Raw genomic sequence first — 15771 nt, 5'->3', positions numbered from 1 at the left:
ATTTTGTATCCCGTATAGTGCACTGCAGCGTACGCTGAAGGCAAGGAGAACAAGACGGCATGCATGAATGGCGGCTGCAGATACAGGACATCATCGACGCAATTGACGAGAGCATCGAGAGCCACGACGACGAGGCGCTCACGCTGCGCGCTCTCGCGCGTCAGCTAGGATACTCCGAGTTCCACACCACGCGAAAGTTCAGAGAGGTTTCCGGCATGCAACTGCGAGACTACTTGCAGGGGCGCAGGCTGGCCTTCGCCCTCAAGGAGGTGCGCGACAGCGATACGAGTCTGCTCGACATCGCGCTCGCCCACGGGTTCTCGTCGCACGAGGCGTTCACCCGGGCGTTCAAGCGCACCTTCGGAGTGACGCCAAGCGCGTACCGCAAGGACCCGAGCCCCGTGGTGCTGCGCACGAAGATCACCGCCTTCGACCGTTACGTGCTGGGAATGGGAGAGATCGGCATGGAGAAATCGAACGACCGCATCGAGCAGTACTTCGTCACGGTACCAGCGCACCGGTTCTTGCACGTAAGAAATTACGAGAGCAACGGCTACTGGGACTTCTGGCAAAAGCAGGCTGAGATACCCGGACAGGACATGGCCACCGTCTGCGGCTTTTTGGACAGCGTAAAAGGCAAGCTTGACGACGAAGGCGGCGCCGAGGTGCATGCTGGCGGCGGCCAAGTGATGGCCTACATGAGCGACCCCGAGGGCCGCCTGTGCGCCTGGGGCTTCCCGCGCGTCGAGTGCCACGGGGCGCGCCTGCCAGCGGACTGGGCGGGCGAGGTGCCGCCGAACCTGCAGATCATGGACGTGGACGCGGGCGAGTACACCGTGTTCGAGCACGGGCCCTTCAACTACGACCAGGAGATGCGCACTGTTGAAGAGAAGATCGAAACCGCAATGGCCGCGTTCGAGAACGCAGACAACGGCTGGCAGTTCGACACGGCGCACGGCAAGGTGATCTACCTCTACTTCGACCCCGAGCGGTTCTGCAAATACGTCCGCCCGGTTCGCAAAGCGTAGAACACGTTTTGCCACCTGTTCGAATGGCCTCGAAAGCATGCCCAGCGAAGCTGAGCAAGGGATACGGCCGCCATCGACGACGGCATGGCGCGCGTGATGCGGGAGACGCTCGCCATCGCCATCGACACGCTCGCCAAAAAGCAGATCACGCGCATGAGCTCCTGAGGCTTCGAAGAGATCGAGGAGAGCTTCGGCCGCTCAGCTGCCTGGCCCCGCTCGCATATCGCAGGCGAAGCGTTTTTGGTACAATAGAGCCATCCTCGAGGGAAGGCGGTGGCCCGCATGATGCTTGAACAGGTTTTTCCCATTCTTTTCATCGTGGTCATGTACCTGCTCGTCTTTCTGTTCATCCTGTTTCTCGGCTATCAGGTGGTCAGGCGCGCCGTCCGCGACGGCGTCCTTGACGCACGCGCTCGCATCAAGGAACTTGAGGAGCCATGGCCTTCTGTCGACGAGCCGGGGGCGCACCCAAGCGCACAACAATGACGTCTATGCGAGCTGCGGATCGCGACCGATCGCTTTTCTTCGATCTGCTTTCACGTTTCCTCAGTGGGCGTCCGTCTTGTCTTCGTCCGGATCGTGTCGCCAGCTCAAAGGGGTAGTGCGAAACGCACTCGGAATAAAGAGGACGCGACCGCTTCGAACGAGCATGTTGGTCGAATTGAGCTGATTGCACTGGAGGATCATATTCAAAAGCGCACTGTGCGGGTATGGACTTGTCAAGAACAAGATGGAGACAGAGCGAGCGCTTTCCCATCCCTAGAGCCTTTTGCTGATTCATCAATGAACGACGATTGCGGTTTAGTCTTTCTGCAAATAGGCAACCGATACATGGATGCTTCTGACAGGTTCGAAATAGTGCTTGACTTGGAGCGCGCTCCAGGGTTCATGATAGGCGTCGAAACAACGACGAACGATCATGATTCGCGATAGGAGATGCACATGTTAGGAACGTTCAGTTATACGAACCCCACCAAGCTGTACTTCGGGGAGGACGCGCTCGACTCCCTGCCCAGGGAGTTGGCGCACTACGGCGACCGCGTGCTGCTGGCGTACGGCGGCGGTTCCATCAAGAAGACCGGCCTCTACGACGAGGTGCGCGGCATCCTCGAAGCCGCCGGCAAGGAGGTGTTCGAGGTGCCGGGCGTCATGCCGAACCCCACCGTGGAGAAGCTCTACGCCGGATGCGCGGTCGCGCGCGACAACGACGTCGATCTGATCCTGGCCGTGGGCGGCGGTTCGGTGGTGGACTACGCGAAGGCCGTGAGCGTGTCGGCCTGGTGCGACGAGGATCCATGGGAGAAGTACTACGCGCGCCTCGAGGAGCCGGACAACCGCATCATCCCCGTGGGCAGCGTGCTGACCATGACGGGCACCGGCTCCGAGATGAACGGCGGCTCGGTGATCACGAACCGCGCGACGAAGCAGAAGATCGGCCACGTGTTCGGCGAGGAGGTGTTCCCGAAGTTCGCCATCCTGAACCCGCGCCTCACGTTCACCGTGCCGCGCTACCAGATGGTCGCCGGCATCTTCGACGTGATGTCGCACATCCTAGAGCAGTACTTCTCAGGCGACGACGACAACACGTCGGATTACCTTGCCGAGGGCCTCATGCGCTCGCTCGTGCACTCGTCGCGCATCGCCGCGGTCGACCCGGAGGACTACGAGGCGCGCAGCAACATCATGTGGACGTCCGCCTGGGCGCTGAACACGCTCATCGCGAAGGGCAAGTCCACCGACTGGATGGTGCATATGATCGGCCAGGCAATAGGCGCGTACACCGACGCCACGCACGGCATGACGCTGTCGGCGATCTCGCCGGCGTACTACCGACTCGTCATGCCCTACGGCCTGCCGAAGTTCGCTCGATTCGCGGTCGCGGTGTGGGACGTGGACGCCTCCGGCAAGACCGACGAAGAGACGGCCGCCGAGGGCCTCGAGCACATGGAGGACTGGATGCGCGAGCTGGGGCTCGTGATGAACATCTCCGAGCTGGGCGTGACCGACGACATGATCGATGGCATCGCCGACGGCTCCTTCGTCATGGACGGCGGCTACCACGTGCTCGACCGCGACGAGATCGTGGCCGTGCTCGAAGCCAGCAAGTAACAAGGACGGCGCGGAACGGGACGACGACGCAGCAGCTGCGCCTCACCCGTGTTCGGACGGGGCGGCGGCGCTGCCCGCACGTCAGCGCTTCACAGGCAGGCGCCTCACGGCTTTCGAGATTTCCTTGTACTTCCGTTCCTTCTGGGCCAGGTAGCCCGCTTTGTCCTCGGCGAACGCGGCCTCGGCCTTCAGCTTGCGGTACGCCTGCCAGCGGCGCTCGGACAGCTCGCCGTCCGCGATGGCCTCGTAGACGGCGCACCCCGGCTCGGAGGTGTGGGTGCAGTTCGAGAACCGGCACGAGGCGAACAGGCGCTCCACGTCGGCGAACCCCTGCTCGAGGCCCTCGGCAACGTCCCCCAGCCCCAGCTCCCGCATGCCGGGCGTGTCCATCACGAGGCCGCCTCCCGGCAGCAGCACGAGCTGGCGGCGCGTGGTGGCATGACGGCCGCGGCCGTCGGCGCGCACGTCGCGCGTTTCGAGGACGTCCTCCCCCAGCAAGCGGTTGACCAGCGTCGACTTGCCCACGCCCGACGAACCCAGAAGCGCGACGGTCCTGCCGGGCTGCAGGTAGGGGCGCACGGCCTCGCAGCCGCCCTCCTCCATCGACGACACGGCCAGCACGTCGATGCCGAAGGCCACCGACTGCACGGCGCGCAGCCGTCGCCCCAGGCTTTCGCACGCATCGGCCTTCGTCAGCACCACGACGGGCACCGCCCCGCCCTCCCACGCGAGCGCGAGGTAGCGCTCGAGCCGTCGCAGGTTGAAGTCCCCGACGAGCGACATGCACAGAAACGCGGTGTCGATATTGGCCGCCACCACCTGCTGCTCGAACGACGCGCCGGCCGCCTTGCGCACGAAGGCGCTCGTGCGCGGAAGCACCTGCGAGACGATGGCGCGCCCGCCCGCGTCGTCCGCACGGTCCAAGAGGACGAAATCGCCAACCGCCGGAAAGTCGGCGGCCGAACGGGCGGCATGGCGCAGCTTGCCCGCCGCTTCGGCGAAGAGCTCGCCCTGCTCGCCGACGACGCGGTACAGCTCGTGGGCCTGGGACAGGACGCGCCCCACGACGGGGTCCTCCAAGCCGGACGCCTCGCGCGCCCGCTGCATGATCGCGTCGGTCATGCCGTAGGCGCGCAGGTCGACGGCCGCCATCACGCCTCGCCTCCCTCGCGCGCCTGCGAGCCGGGCGCGTCCGCTTGTAGGCCCTCGAGGGGAAACGGCGGCTCTGCCAGCGGCTTCACGGCGATGGACATGAGCTTGACGGGGTTGTCGTCGGCGGCGATGCGGTTCGAGCTCAGGTGACCGCAGCGCTTGCAGCGGTGCACGATGGCCCATTCCCCGCCTTTGCGCACCCACACGCTGATGGGCTCCATGATGCTTTCGCACACGGACGCCCGGTCGCCGGGCCGCTCGTCGACGTGCAGGCTGTGCAGGCATTGAGGACAGTGGTTGCGATGACGGCTCCCCGCCTCGTCGGGCGTGACGAGCTGGCCGCACTGTTTGCAGATGAAGCTGTCCATGCAGGCATGCGCCTGGTAGAAGGCGGTGCCTCTCTTGATTTTTTCCACGGTGGTTCTCCCAAAACGTTGATGGTCGTTGCCCTGTTTGGGAGGTTCCAGCGGAGACTAGCGCTCGCAAACCTCCCGGCTTGCGACAATCTCCACGCTACATCCTTGTGACAAAAGTCATGCTCCTCAAGTAGTGTTGACGCCGTCGTTTATACCACAGGAGGGCGAAGGGCCACAAGGGGGGCCGCCGCGCACGTCGAACGGCCGGCGCGCCCTCAGCCCTCGTAGCGCTTCAACATGTGCAGCCACGTGGCCTCGATGCGGACCGTAATCTCCGCAAGGGCGCAAGCTCCAGACGCATACGGTACGTAACCGTCTCAAGAATGCGCGCGCCAGACGCATGCAGATCGCCCTCTCCCCGACGGCGCACGCCCCAGACGCATGCGAGCCGCTCTTCCTCGCGGCCGCAGGCGACATCCGCGGCAAAGATTGCGAAAATGGCAGAGATTTCGAGGTGTGTGATTTTCTGTTCAGACTGTCCAAGCAGAAATGATCGGATGGCAAAGCATGACCTGGCTTTTTGCATGCGCATTCCCATTTTTCGGTGATTCCTCACTGGGACAAAAATCACATACCTCGTAATCTCTGCCAAAAAGCACTCCTCACGGTGCCGTCCGCATGCATAGCTGCCGTTATCGCACATACCTGCCGTTATCGCGAGATTTTTTCTACCCGTTTCGCACGATCAGAACGGCAGGGCGCTGACCTCGAGGGAATTGCCGTATGAGCTGAAGGACGACACGCGCAGGATGCGTACTCCAACCAAACGTCCCTCTGCAACTTGAAGCATTCTTGGAGCGGTTCTCAACTCGATTCGCCCATCGTCCAACGAGAAGTCAGAGACTCACGGGGGAAGGCGGGCGCCGGTAGGGGCTGCGGAGGCTCGGACGCTCCCCCCCCCCCGAATCATTTCCATCGAACTGCAGGCTCGCGCACGCCGTCCGGACCCCTCGGCTCGGCGGCCGCCCCGGCGACCGCAGGCAGAAGATCGCCCCGGGAGGCGTCCGACCCACGCGTTACAGCCCGAGGCTCTCCACCCAGCGGCCCACCTCGGCCTCGCTTGCGTGGCTCGAGAGGCGTTTGCCGGGCTTCCACGTCGTCGCCGGCGAGCAGCAAGCGTGCAGGATGGACTCGGTGCCGCCCAGGCCGCTGCCGCCCGACGTGGCGAAGGGCACGACCGTCTTGCCCGAGAAATCGTAGGCTTCCAGAAACGTGCTGATGATCGTCGGCGCCACGTACCACCAGATGGGGAAGCCGACGAACACGATGTCGTAGGCGTCCATGTTGCCTACGCGACTCGCGACAGCCGGGCGCGAGGAGGGGTCGTTCATCTCGACGCTGCTGCGGCTTCGCTTGTCGTTCCAATCGAGGTCGGCCGCCGTGTAGCGCACGGCGGGCTCGATCTCGTGCAGGTCGCCGCCCGTCGTCTGCGCGATCGTCCGCGCGAGCCGCTCCGTCTCGCCGCTTGCGGAAAAGTACGCCACGAGGATCTTCTTGTCGTTCGCCATGAGGGTCTCCTTTTGCTCGAATCGGTTGCGATCCCATCGTAGTACCTGGAGCGAACTCGAAGTCAACGGGTAATTTCACGGAAGCGCAGAAAGACCCAGCCGGCGCGCGCTTCCTCATCCGGAACGGCGCGGCCGAACGAAGGTCGCCAAGATTTCCCGGGCTTGCCTGCGTTCGCTCGCTGCTCGAAGATTTGCGCTTGATTTGCATTAAAACCATCTGTTACTACGAGCGCATAGGACTCATCCCTCATGTCACGCACCTGCCGAACAACACCCGCAACTTCACCGAATACGATTGCGGCTAGGTGGAGTTCATCCGTTGCATGCGCGAATCGGATGTGCAGATAAAAGCCCTTGTCGAATACGTGGGCTCTTCCAGATAGGCGAGCGCATCACCACCGCACGTCTTGAGATACTCGTCGAGCAACGCGACATGCTGAACGCGAAGCTCGAGGAGATGAAGGTCACCGTACAGCGCCTCGACGGTAAGATCGCCAGCTACCGGACCGATGGGAAATGCGTCGAAACCGGCGACGAATGGCTACGTCGGGAATAACCGCTTGCGCGCTCCGTCCGCGCCACCGATTTAGAGAATCGTGGCCGTTTTCGACGGAAATTCACCGCCTTGGGCAGCGCGATGCAGTCGAAACCGCGAGCGGATTGCCTCGCCTCTACGTTTTACCAGCTCAGTGTTGAGCGTTAAACAGCGTGGATCCCCGAGGACCCGATCGACGACGAATTTCCGTCGAAAACGGCCGCCAGTCGGCTATGCGTCGTCTCTTCTTCGCAATCGCCGGAACGGGCTCGCGCGCGCCGCCGCTTCGTCTTAGCCGCATTCCTCCTGCAAGCAGCCTAGAAACGTCTCGGCGGCCTTCGAGAGGCGGCGATGCTTCTTCCAAACCACGTCGATGTTCGAGGAGAGCGGCGGGTCGAGCGGCCGGAAGCACAGCGGGCCGCCAGGGACCGTCTTCACCAGCCCGTCGTAGCAGATGGCCGACCCGAGGCCCTCCTCCACCATGAGCGCCCCGTTGAACACGAGGTTGTACGTGGCCACCACGTCCCAGGAATCGAACGCCTCGCCCGCCCACGCCTGCATGACGCCCGCCTTGAGCGCCTGGCGCGAGCAGATGACGGGATGCGCGGCCAGGTCGTCGGCGCGCACGGCGGGAAGATCCGCCAAGGGGGAATCCGCGCGCATGAGCACGCCCCAGGTGTCGAGCGTCGGAAGCGGGCACGACAGGCAATCGGGACGGCTCACGGCCTCGAATTCCACCATGAAGTCGAACAACCCCTCGTTGAAGCGGTCCATCAAATCGGCGCTCGTGCCGCTGAACAGATGGAAATGCACGCCGGGATGCTCGTCGCGCGTACGTTTCGCCGCACGCAGGATGATGCGCATGGCGTCCGACTCGCCGCATCCGACGTACACATCGCCGGCCACGGCGCGCTCGGGCTGGGCCAGCTCGGCCTCGGCCTTGTCGGCCAGCTCCACGATGGCCTCGGCGTACTCGCGTAGGCGCACTCCCTCGTCGGTGAGCACGATGCGCTTGGCCCCGCGCTCGAACAGCTGCTTGCCGAAGCCCCGCTCCAAGTCGGCCAGCTGGCGCGACAGCGTAGGCTGCGTCACATGCAGCGCCTTCGCCGCGTTCGAGACGGTACCCTCCTGCGCGAGAGCGAGGAAGTACCTGAGCGTCCGAAGCTCCATGTCGTCCTCCGATTCTCTATACCCGATAGGCATATAAAGACTTTCATTATAAGCATTGGCTATTTTACCACGAGGGCGGTACGGTGGATAAGGAAGACAGGGACCATTCGTTGGAGGCCTCTATGAGCACCGGAAACCTCGCAAGCCCCCGGCGCACCGCGTTCGCGGCGGCGCTGCTGGTCGCGCTCGCGTTCGCGCTCGGCTTCGCCGAGTTCGTGCTGATCGGCATCACGCCCGCCGTGGCCGAGGGGCTGGGCGAGCCGCTCACGCTCGTCGGCGACCTCGTGGGTTATTACGCGCTCGCCTGCGCCGTCGCCACGCCTGTCGTCGCGCTCGCCACGGCGCGCGCCGACCGCTTCAAGGTGATGGCGGCGCTGCTGGCGGTGTTCAGCGCCGGCAACCTGCTCACGCTGTTCGCCGACGATTACGCGCTGCTGCTCGTCTCGCGCATGCTGCCCGCCGCCACATCAGGCACGCTTTTGGCCCTCGCGCTCACCTACGTGCCCGACATCGTGGCGAAGGAGCGCGTGGCCGCCGTACTGGGCCTCGTGCTGGCCGGGTTCTCGGTGTCGAGCGTCGTCGGCGTGCCCATCGGCACCGCGCTGGCCGACATGCTCGGATGGAAGGCAGCCTACGCCTGCGTGTTCGCGCTCGGCCTGGCCGTGAGCGCCGCCCTGCTGCCGGCGCTCCCCCGCGGCTCCTCCGCGCATGCTGCAGGCGCTGCTCCCACCCTGCGATCGCAACTGCGCTTGCTCGGCGACGCACGCGTGCTGGGCGCCGCCGCCATGATCCTCGCAGGCGTGGCATCCACCTACGTGTTCTACACCTATCTCGCGCCCATCCTCGCCGACGTCGTCGGCCTCGACGCGCCCGGCGCGAGCCTCGTGCTGCTGCTGTTCGGCGTCACGTGCGTGGGTTCGAACCTGCTGTCGGGATGGGTAGCCGACCGTTTCGGGCTGCGCGCGCTGCCCGTCGTCTTCGTCACGCACGCGGCCTTGCTGGCGCTTTTGGCCGCGAGCCTTCCCGCCGGGGTAGTCGGCATCGCGAACATCCTCGCGGTGGGCCTGCTCATGTACGTGATGAACTCCACCGTGCAGATGCTGTTCCAGGACGTCGCCCGCGCCGACTACCCGAGCGCCCTCACGTTCTCCGCCTCGCTGCACCCCATGGCGTTCAACGCGGGCATCGCGCTGGGATCGTTCGCGGGAGGCCTCGTGGTGAACGCGGGAGGCCTGCTGGCCACCGGGCCGACAGGTGCCGTGCTGGCCCTCGCAGCAGCCGCGCTGGCGTTGATGCTCGTCCGCATGACTGCGCATCGCAACGCCGAAGGCCCCGTCGATGCCTCCCGCGTCTCCGCAGCGGCCGCAAACGAGCTGGAGTAATCAACTGGACCGAGGATGCGTTGTTCGGGCGCTGCGCGTGCTCCGCTCTTCGATCATGGCTCTTGGGTCGAGATGATCAGGCATCGCAGAAGGACGTGCGCGGGAAGGTGGAATCCGGTAGGATGCATCCAGGACAAGTTCGGCGCGTGGCACGTGCGAACAGGAGGCCGTAGCAATGCTGGATATCAAGCGCATGCTGGCGAGCGCACCGCACAAGCCGGAGGACGTTGAGCTGCAGGAGCTCTTCACGCCATGGGGCGAGGCACTGGCAGCGGGAGACGAACGCCAGGCGGTCCATCCCCGGCCTCAGCTTGCACGCGAGAACTTCGAGCTGCTCGACGGTTGGTGGGACTACGCGATCAAAACAGCCGACGAAGCGGCCGACGCATGGCGGCGAGCGGATGGACCGGAGACGTGGGACGGGCACATACGCGTGCCCTACTCGCCGGAAGCACCACTCTCGGGCGTGAACCGGCAGGTGCAGCCAAACGAGCTTCTGTGGTACCGACGGACGTTTGCCACGCCCGATCTTACCGACGACAGGCGCGTCATCCTTCATTTCGAGGCGGTGGATCACGCGTGCGCCTGCTACGTGAACGGCTCGTGCGCGGGCGAGCACGTGGGCGGCTATCTGCCGTTTTCCTTCGACGTCACGGACCTCTTGGACGTGCGCCGAAGCGCCTGCAGAGGATGGGCGCTGCGAGCTCGCGCTGGATGTGCCCGAACCGCATCTTTGGAGCCCGGACGATCCGCACCTTTACGACCTCGAGCTCTCCTTCGGACACGATCGCACGAGAAGCTACTGCGCCTTCCGCACCGTGAGCGTCGAGCCGGACGCGCAGGGCGTACCGCGCTTCCACCTCAACCACAAGCCGCTCTTCCTGCGAGGCGTGCTCGACCAAGGCTACTGGCCCGACGGCCTCATGACCGCGCCCGTCGACGAGGCGCTCGCCTTCGATGTACGCACGATGCGAGAGTTGGGCTTCAACCTTTTGCGCAAGCATATCAAAGTGGAGTCCGATCGGTACTATTATTGGTGCGACAAGCTGGGCATGCTCGTATGGCAGGACATGGTGAGCGGCGGCGCAACTCCAAGCCCTTGGCATTCCAGCTACAAGCCCACGTTCTTCCGCAGATCGTGGAGCCGCTACGCCGACGACGACCCGCACCACTTCCCCGGTCTGGCCGCCGACGATCCGATGTTTCGCACAGAATGGATCGCTGCGTGCGAAGGCACGGTGGAGCACTTGCGCAACCACCCCTGCATCTGCGCTTGGGTGCTGTTCAACGAGGCGTGGGGGCAGTTCGAAGCCCGTCGGGCGGTCGGACTTGTGCGCCGTCTCGATCCGACGCGCCCCATCGACGCCGTGAGCGGTTGGTATGACCAACGTTGCGGCGACTTTCTGAGCGTGCACAACTACTTCCGTCCACTCGAGGTGTACGCCGATGCAGCTCGGCCGCACCGTGCGTTCGTGATCTCGGAATTCGGTGGGCTGTCGCTTCGCGTGCCGGGGCACAGCGTGCTTCCCACGTCGTACGGATACGGCTCATTCGGTAACCTCACGTCGTTTCGGGCCGGCGTGCGCTCGGTGCTCGCCCAGGCCGACGCGCTCGAGGCCAAAGGACTAGCCGGCTACGTGTACACCCAACTTTCCGACGTGGAAGAGGAGACGAACGGTCTCATCACCTACGACCGACGCGTGAACAAGCTCGAGGAGGGCGAGTGCTTATGACGCGGACCGAAGGCGAAGCTCTGGACCTGCTGCGTTGGCGATTCGCGGAACGATTCGGCGGCACGGGCGACGCAAGCCGCAGCGCGTTCGCATTCGCATCCGCACCGGGACGCGTGGAGTTGGCTGGGAATCACACCGATCACCAGGGCGGACGCACCATCTCCACAGCCATCGACCGGCGCATGTTCGCCCTGGCGGCCCCAAACGGCACGGATGAGATCCGCGTGAGCATGGAGGGCTTCGGCGAGGCGAGCGTCTACGTGCAAGACCTTGCGCCGCGTACAGATGAGCGCGGCACGCCTCTATCGCTCGTGCGCGGCATGGCCGCCGCCTCCGCGCGCGGAGGCGGGAAGCTGCGAGGCTTCGACGCCGTCACGTGCTCGGACATCCCCTCCGGCTGCGGCGTCTCGTCGTCGGCCGCCTTCGAGATGCTGCTGGCGATGCTGATCCGCACGGTGTGCGGCCCGGACAGCTTGGATCCGCGCCGCAGCGTCGTCCAGCTCGCGCTCGACGGCTCATGGGCCGAAGCCGTTTACTTCGGCAAGCCCTCGGGCGCGCAGGATCAGTTGGCGAGCGCCTTCGGCGGCATCGCGGAGCTCGACTTCGCGGGCGAGATGCCACGCGTCTCTCCGGTCGCCTTCGACATGAGCGCGTGCGGGCACTCGCTGCTGCTGGTGGACAGCCGCTGCGACCACACGCGGCACACCGACGAGTTCGTAGCCGTCCCCGCCGACATGTTCGCCGTCGCGCGGCGCTTCGGGCGCAGGCGGCTCCAAGACGTTCCCTTTGAGGCGTTCCTCTCCGAACTCGCGGGCGTACGCGCCGACCTGGGCGATCGGGCGGCCCTGCGCGCGCTCCACTTCTTCGAGGAGACGCATCGCGTCGCCGCGCAGAAGCATGCGCTCGAAGCCGGCGACTTTGCGACGTTCCTCGAGCTCGTTCGACTGTCGGGCGCCTCGTCGGCGCAGTATCTCCAGAACGTGTCGCCGCGCGCCGACCACACGGGCTCCGAGCAGAGCGCCATGGTGGCGCTTGCGCTGTGCGCGCATCTTCTGGGCAATCGCGGGGCGTTCCGCATCCACGGCGGCGGATTCGGCGGCAGCGTGCTCGCCTTCGTGCCCGAGGGCGATACTGAGATGTTCCGCGCGAGGATGGACGAGCTTTTGGGCTACGAGGCCTGCATGCCGGTGACCATCGGCGCACCCGGCGTGCGTGCAAGGAGGCTCATCCGATGAGCGCGCCGCTGCCCGCGCCAGCTGAGGTGCGCGCGGAGTTCGACCGCCTGCTCGCGCTGGATGCAGAGGCCGCGGTGGCATACCTGCATCGCCTCGGAACCTCGAGCGGCTACATCGACGAAAGGGCCGTTGCGCGGAACATCTGCTGGACCGCAGCGAGCCCTTACGGCACTCTGGAGATGACCATCAACTTGTCCAAGCCCGAAAAGGACCCGCGCGCCATCGCCGCGGCACAAGCGGGAGCCGCCTCGATTTCCAATGCCACGGCGGACGCCGCGCAACCTGCAGCCTCTCACAGCACCCCGCCATCGCCGTCATTCCCCCAATGCGAGCTCTGCTGGGAGAACGAGAGCATTTGCCGTGCGCCCGGACGCACGGCAAAGCCCGGTCTGCGCATCGCCCGCATCGAGCTTTCCGGCGAGCGCTGGGGCCTTCAGTTCTCGCCCTATGCGTACTTCCACGAACATTGCGTCGCGCTTTCGGCCGAGCACCGGCCCATGAAGATCGACGCGGCCTGCTTCGTGCGGTTGCTCGATTTCGTCGACCTGTTTCCGTTCTACTTCATTGGGTCGAACGCCGACCTGCCCATTGTGGGCGGATCCATCCTCTCGCACGACCACTTCCAGGGCGGGCGGCACGTGCTTCCGCTTATGAAGGCGCCCATCGAGCGCAACGTAGCGCTGCCGGGGACGCCCCAGGTGCGCTGCGGCATCGTGCGCTGGCCGGCATCGACGCTGCGGCTTGTCTCGGAGGACCGAGTCGCTCTCGCCCGCGTCGCCGCTCGCGTCCTGAAGACATGGCAGGGCTTCTCCTTCGAGCCGTGCGGCATCGTCGCGCAGGATGCGGACGGCCCCCACAATACGCTCAACCCTATCGTGCGTCGAAGGGGTGCTCTTTACGTGATGGACCTCGTGCTGCGCAACAATCGTACAGACAAAACTCATCCTTGGGGCGTTTTTCACGCTCATGAAAAGCTGCACCACATCAAGAAGGAGAACATCGGCCTCATCGAGATCATGGGGCTCGCTGTCCTGCCGCCGCGCCTCGCACGCGAGCTCCCCCGGACGGGATGCGAGCTCGTTGAAGCCGCTCGGGCAGAACGGGCCCCCGACGAAATTGAGAGTCGCCTGCGCGCGTGCGAAGGAACCGCCTCGCACGCCGCCTGGGCCGCCGACATCCTCGCCAGGCGCAGAGCCGAGCTCGCCGCTCCCACCGCCGGTGAATACGATCCGATCCACCCTGTCCTGCGCGACGAGGTCGCCCGCGCCTTCACCGCCATCCTCGAGACGACCGGCGTCTTCAAGCGCAATGCGACAGGAGCCTCCGGCTGGAATGCCTTCTTCTCGGAATTCGCATGAGCTTTCAACTCGGTCGAAACACTCGCCGCAGTACATGACGAACCCGCGTCAGCACGGCAGCGCGTCAACGGCGTCTTCCCGGTAGGGCGCGTTCGCACCGTCTCATCGGCCGATCGCCTTCGGAGCACCGTCGCCCACCAGAAGCATGCTCGCATCGCCTACGGGACGCATGCCGCAGCTACGCAAGATCGTAGCTTTCATTTTCGATGTCGAGAACCGGCACCCTTGCCCGTTCGAACACCTGCATCCTTCTTCGGACGCACAAGACACTTCGGCCCGTATCCGATCAGGTCCATGCGGCCGGCCTTGCGCAGCGCCTCCCGCACCAGATCGCGGTTCCTCGGATCGCGGTACTGGATGAGCGCGCGCTGAAGCGCCTTTTCATGCGGGTTTTTCGGCACGTAGATCGGCTGCAAGGTGCGCGGATCGACGCCTGTCGCGTACATGACCGTGGACATGCTGCCCGGCGTAGGGTAGAAATCCTGCACCTGCTCGGGGTTGAAACCCAAATCGCGGCAATACTCGGCCAGCTCCACCGCCTCGTCCAACGTCGATCCGGGGTGTGATGACATAAGATAGGGTACCAGGTACTGCTTTTTGCCGAGTTCCTCGTTGGCCTGCTCGAAGGCGCGCGCAAAGCGCTGGTACACGCGGTTTTCAGGCTTGCCCATAACCGAGAGCACCGCGTCGGACACGTGCTCAGGAGCAACTCTCAGCTGCCCGCTCACATGGTGCTCGCACAGCTCGCGGATGAACGCGTCTCCGTGCACCCGATCAGCCAGCACGAAGTCGAAACGGACGCCCGAGCGCACGAACACCTTCTTCACGCCGGGCAGGCCGCGCAGCGCGCGCAACAGCTCCAGATAGTCTCCGTGGTCGGCATCCAGCTGCCGACACGGCTCGGGAAAGAGGCAGCGCTTGTTCGGGCACGCGCCGCGCTTGAGCTGCTTTTCGCAGGCCGGAGCGCGGAAATTCGCCGTGGGGCCGCCCACGTCGTGCAGGTATCCCTTGAAACCCGGATCGTCGACGATGAGCCGAGCTTCGCGCAGAAGCGATTCGTGGCTGCGCGCCTGCACAATACGCCCCTGATGGAACGTGAGCGCGCAGAACGAGCATTCGCCGAAGCAGCCGCGGTTGCTGGTCAGGCTGAACTTCACCTCCGCAATAGCCGGCACGCCGCCTTCGCGCTCGTACATCGGGTGGCAAGCACGCATGTAGGGCAGCGCGTACACCGCATCCAACTCCTCTTGTGAAAGCGGAGCCGCAGGCGGGTTCTGCACAACGAACTCGCGATCGGAGTACGGCTCAACCAGGCGCTTGCCCGTGAGGGGATCGCTATTGGCATACTGTACGGCAAAGCTTTTCGCATAGTTTAGCCTATCGGCCTTGAGCTCGTCGAAAGAAGGCAGCACCTCGGCGTCGTAAACGTGCTCGAGCGAGGCTGCCTTGTACGCCGTCCCGTCGATGAACGTGAGATCTTGGATGGACAGGCCGCTGTCCAGCGCGTCGGCTATCTCTACGATGGAGTGCTCCCCCATGCCGTAGGAAACAAGGTCGGCACCTGAGTCGAGAAGGATCGAGCGCCTGATCTTGTCCGACCAGTAGTCATAGTGCGCAAGACGGCGCAGACTCGCCTCGATGCCCCCCAGAATGATAGGCGTCTTTTTGTACGTACGTCGGATCAGGTTGGCATAGACCGTCGCTGCGCGGTTCGGCCGCCGGCCCGCCGCGCCTCCCGGCGAATAAGCGTCGGATTTGCGACGTTTTTTGGCCACCGTGTAGTGGTTCACCATCGAGTCCATGTTCCCCGCAGACACGAGAAAGCCCAACCGCGGTTCGCCGAACACGGCGATGCTGCGCTCGTCGTTCCAATCGGGCTGTGCGATGACGCCCACCTTGTAGCCCTTCGCTTCCAGAAGCCGCGTGATGATGGCCATGCCGAACGAAGGATGGTCGACGTAAGCATCGCCTGACACGTACGCGAAATCGACCCGGTCCCATCCCCGATCGAGCATGTCCCGGCGATTGACCGGCAAAAACCCGTGTTCCATGCAGCTCCCTCAACGCGCGGTTTGATATGAGGCTCTCAGCGGCGGTTCGACGTGCGGCGCTCCCGGCGTCTTTTCAACGCCTCGAGACGACGCA

General features: G+C 64.6%; 13 protein-coding genes and 1 pseudogene. 9 read left to right on the top strand and 5 right to left on the bottom strand.

Annotated features, from left to right (window positions below; all coding sequences use genetic code 11):
* Positions 1 to 59: 59 nt before the first annotated feature.
* From ABGT83_RS04445 to ABGT83_RS04435, 3 genes are all read left to right on the top strand, one after another.
* Positions 60 to 1028, top strand: coding sequence for a helix-turn-helix transcriptional regulator (locus tag ABGT83_RS04445; RefSeq protein ID WP_346686154.1), 969 nt, complete (start codon positions 60 to 62; stop codon positions 1026 to 1028).
* A gap of 282 nt (positions 1029 to 1310) precedes the next feature.
* Positions 1311 to 1514 carry a hypothetical protein gene (locus tag ABGT83_RS04440; RefSeq protein WP_103265377.1) on the top strand — a complete coding sequence of 68 codons (204 nt, stop codon included), beginning with the start codon at positions 1311 to 1313 and terminating at the stop codon, positions 1512 to 1514.
* A gap of 456 nt (positions 1515 to 1970) precedes the next feature.
* Positions 1971 to 3137, top strand: a complete 1167-nt coding sequence (locus tag ABGT83_RS04435; protein WP_346686153.1) for an iron-containing alcohol dehydrogenase — start codon at positions 1971 to 1973, stop codon at positions 3135 to 3137.
* Positions 3138 to 3218: 81 nt separating this feature from the next.
* Here the strand turns inward: ABGT83_RS04435 and rsgA are convergent, their stop codons facing one another.
* The 3 genes from rsgA to ABGT83_RS04420 form a co-directional block, all read right to left on the bottom strand.
* Positions 3219 to 4289, bottom strand: coding sequence for a ribosome small subunit-dependent GTPase A (gene rsgA / locus ABGT83_RS04430; RefSeq protein ID WP_346686698.1), 1071 nt, complete (start codon positions 4287 to 4289; stop codon positions 3219 to 3221).
* Entirely contained in the window at positions 4289 to 4705 is a 417-nt protein-coding gene (locus ABGT83_RS04425; RefSeq protein ID WP_204600472.1) for an RNHCP domain-containing protein, read from the bottom strand. Before ABGT83_RS04425 ends, rsgA begins: the two co-directional genes overlap by 1 nt.
* Positions 4706 to 5721: 1016 nt before the next feature.
* Entirely contained in the window at positions 5722 to 6213 is a 492-nt protein-coding gene (locus ABGT83_RS04420) for a flavodoxin (RefSeq protein ID WP_103265380.1), read from the bottom strand.
* 433 nt (positions 6214 to 6646) lie between these two features.
* Between ABGT83_RS04420 and ABGT83_RS04415 the strand changes: the two genes are divergently transcribed.
* Positions 6647 to 6769 carry a hypothetical protein gene (locus ABGT83_RS04415; RefSeq protein ID WP_346686150.1) on the top strand — a complete coding sequence of 41 codons (123 nt, stop codon included), beginning with the start codon at positions 6647 to 6649 and terminating at the stop codon, positions 6767 to 6769.
* A gap of 270 nt (positions 6770 to 7039) precedes the next feature.
* On the opposite strand, the gene ABGT83_RS04410 is transcribed toward ABGT83_RS04415, so the two are convergent.
* On the bottom strand, positions 7040 to 7951 hold the full coding sequence (locus ABGT83_RS04410) for a LysR family transcriptional regulator (RefSeq protein WP_346686148.1): 912 nt from the start codon (positions 7949 to 7951) through the stop codon (positions 7040 to 7042).
* An 89-nt stretch (positions 7952 to 8040) separates the two neighbouring features.
* Here ABGT83_RS04410 and ABGT83_RS04405 point away from each other — a divergent pair, with 89 nt between their 5' ends.
* The 5 genes and pseudogenes from ABGT83_RS04405 (at position 8041) to ABGT83_RS04385 (ending at position 13626) form a co-directional block, all read left to right on the top strand.
* Positions 8041 to 9300 (top strand): MFS transporter, encoded by a 1260-nt coding sequence (locus tag ABGT83_RS04405; protein ID WP_346686146.1) that lies wholly within the window; start codon positions 8041 to 8043, stop codon positions 9298 to 9300.
* A gap of 175 nt (positions 9301 to 9475) precedes the next feature.
* Positions 9476 to 9907: pseudogene (locus tag ABGT83_RS04400) on the top strand (sugar-binding domain-containing protein); the annotation flags it as partial.
* A 109-nt stretch (positions 9908 to 10016) separates the two neighbouring features.
* Positions 10017 to 11033, top strand: coding sequence for a glycoside hydrolase family 2 TIM barrel-domain containing protein (locus ABGT83_RS04395; RefSeq protein ID WP_346686144.1), 1017 nt, complete (start codon positions 10017 to 10019; stop codon positions 11031 to 11033).
* Positions 11030 to 12268, top strand: a complete 1239-nt coding sequence (locus ABGT83_RS04390; RefSeq protein WP_346686142.1) for a galactokinase — start codon at positions 11030 to 11032, stop codon at positions 12266 to 12268. Before ABGT83_RS04395 ends, ABGT83_RS04390 begins: the two co-directional genes overlap by 4 nt.
* On the top strand, positions 12265 to 13626 hold the full coding sequence (locus ABGT83_RS04385; protein ID WP_103265385.1) for a UDP-glucose--hexose-1-phosphate uridylyltransferase: 1362 nt from the start codon (positions 12265 to 12267) through the stop codon (positions 13624 to 13626). The genes ABGT83_RS04390 and ABGT83_RS04385 overlap by 4 nt, the downstream gene beginning before the upstream one ends.
* A gap of 197 nt (positions 13627 to 13823) precedes the next feature.
* Here ABGT83_RS04385 and ABGT83_RS04380 read toward each other — a convergent pair whose 3' ends face one another.
* Positions 13824 to 15677: a YgiQ family radical SAM protein gene (locus ABGT83_RS04380; RefSeq protein ID WP_346686140.1), complete on the bottom strand. Its 1854-nt coding sequence runs from the start codon at positions 15675 to 15677 to the stop codon at positions 13824 to 13826.
* Between the last annotated feature and the right edge of the window lie 94 nt (positions 15678 to 15771).

This window comes from Enteroscipio rubneri (assembly GCF_963929405.1).
Lineage (GTDB): Bacteria > Actinomycetota > Coriobacteriia > Coriobacteriales > Eggerthellaceae > Enteroscipio > Enteroscipio rubneri.
Note: the sequence above shows the minus strand (reverse complement) of the source record. Positions and strands in the feature narration are given on the sequence as shown.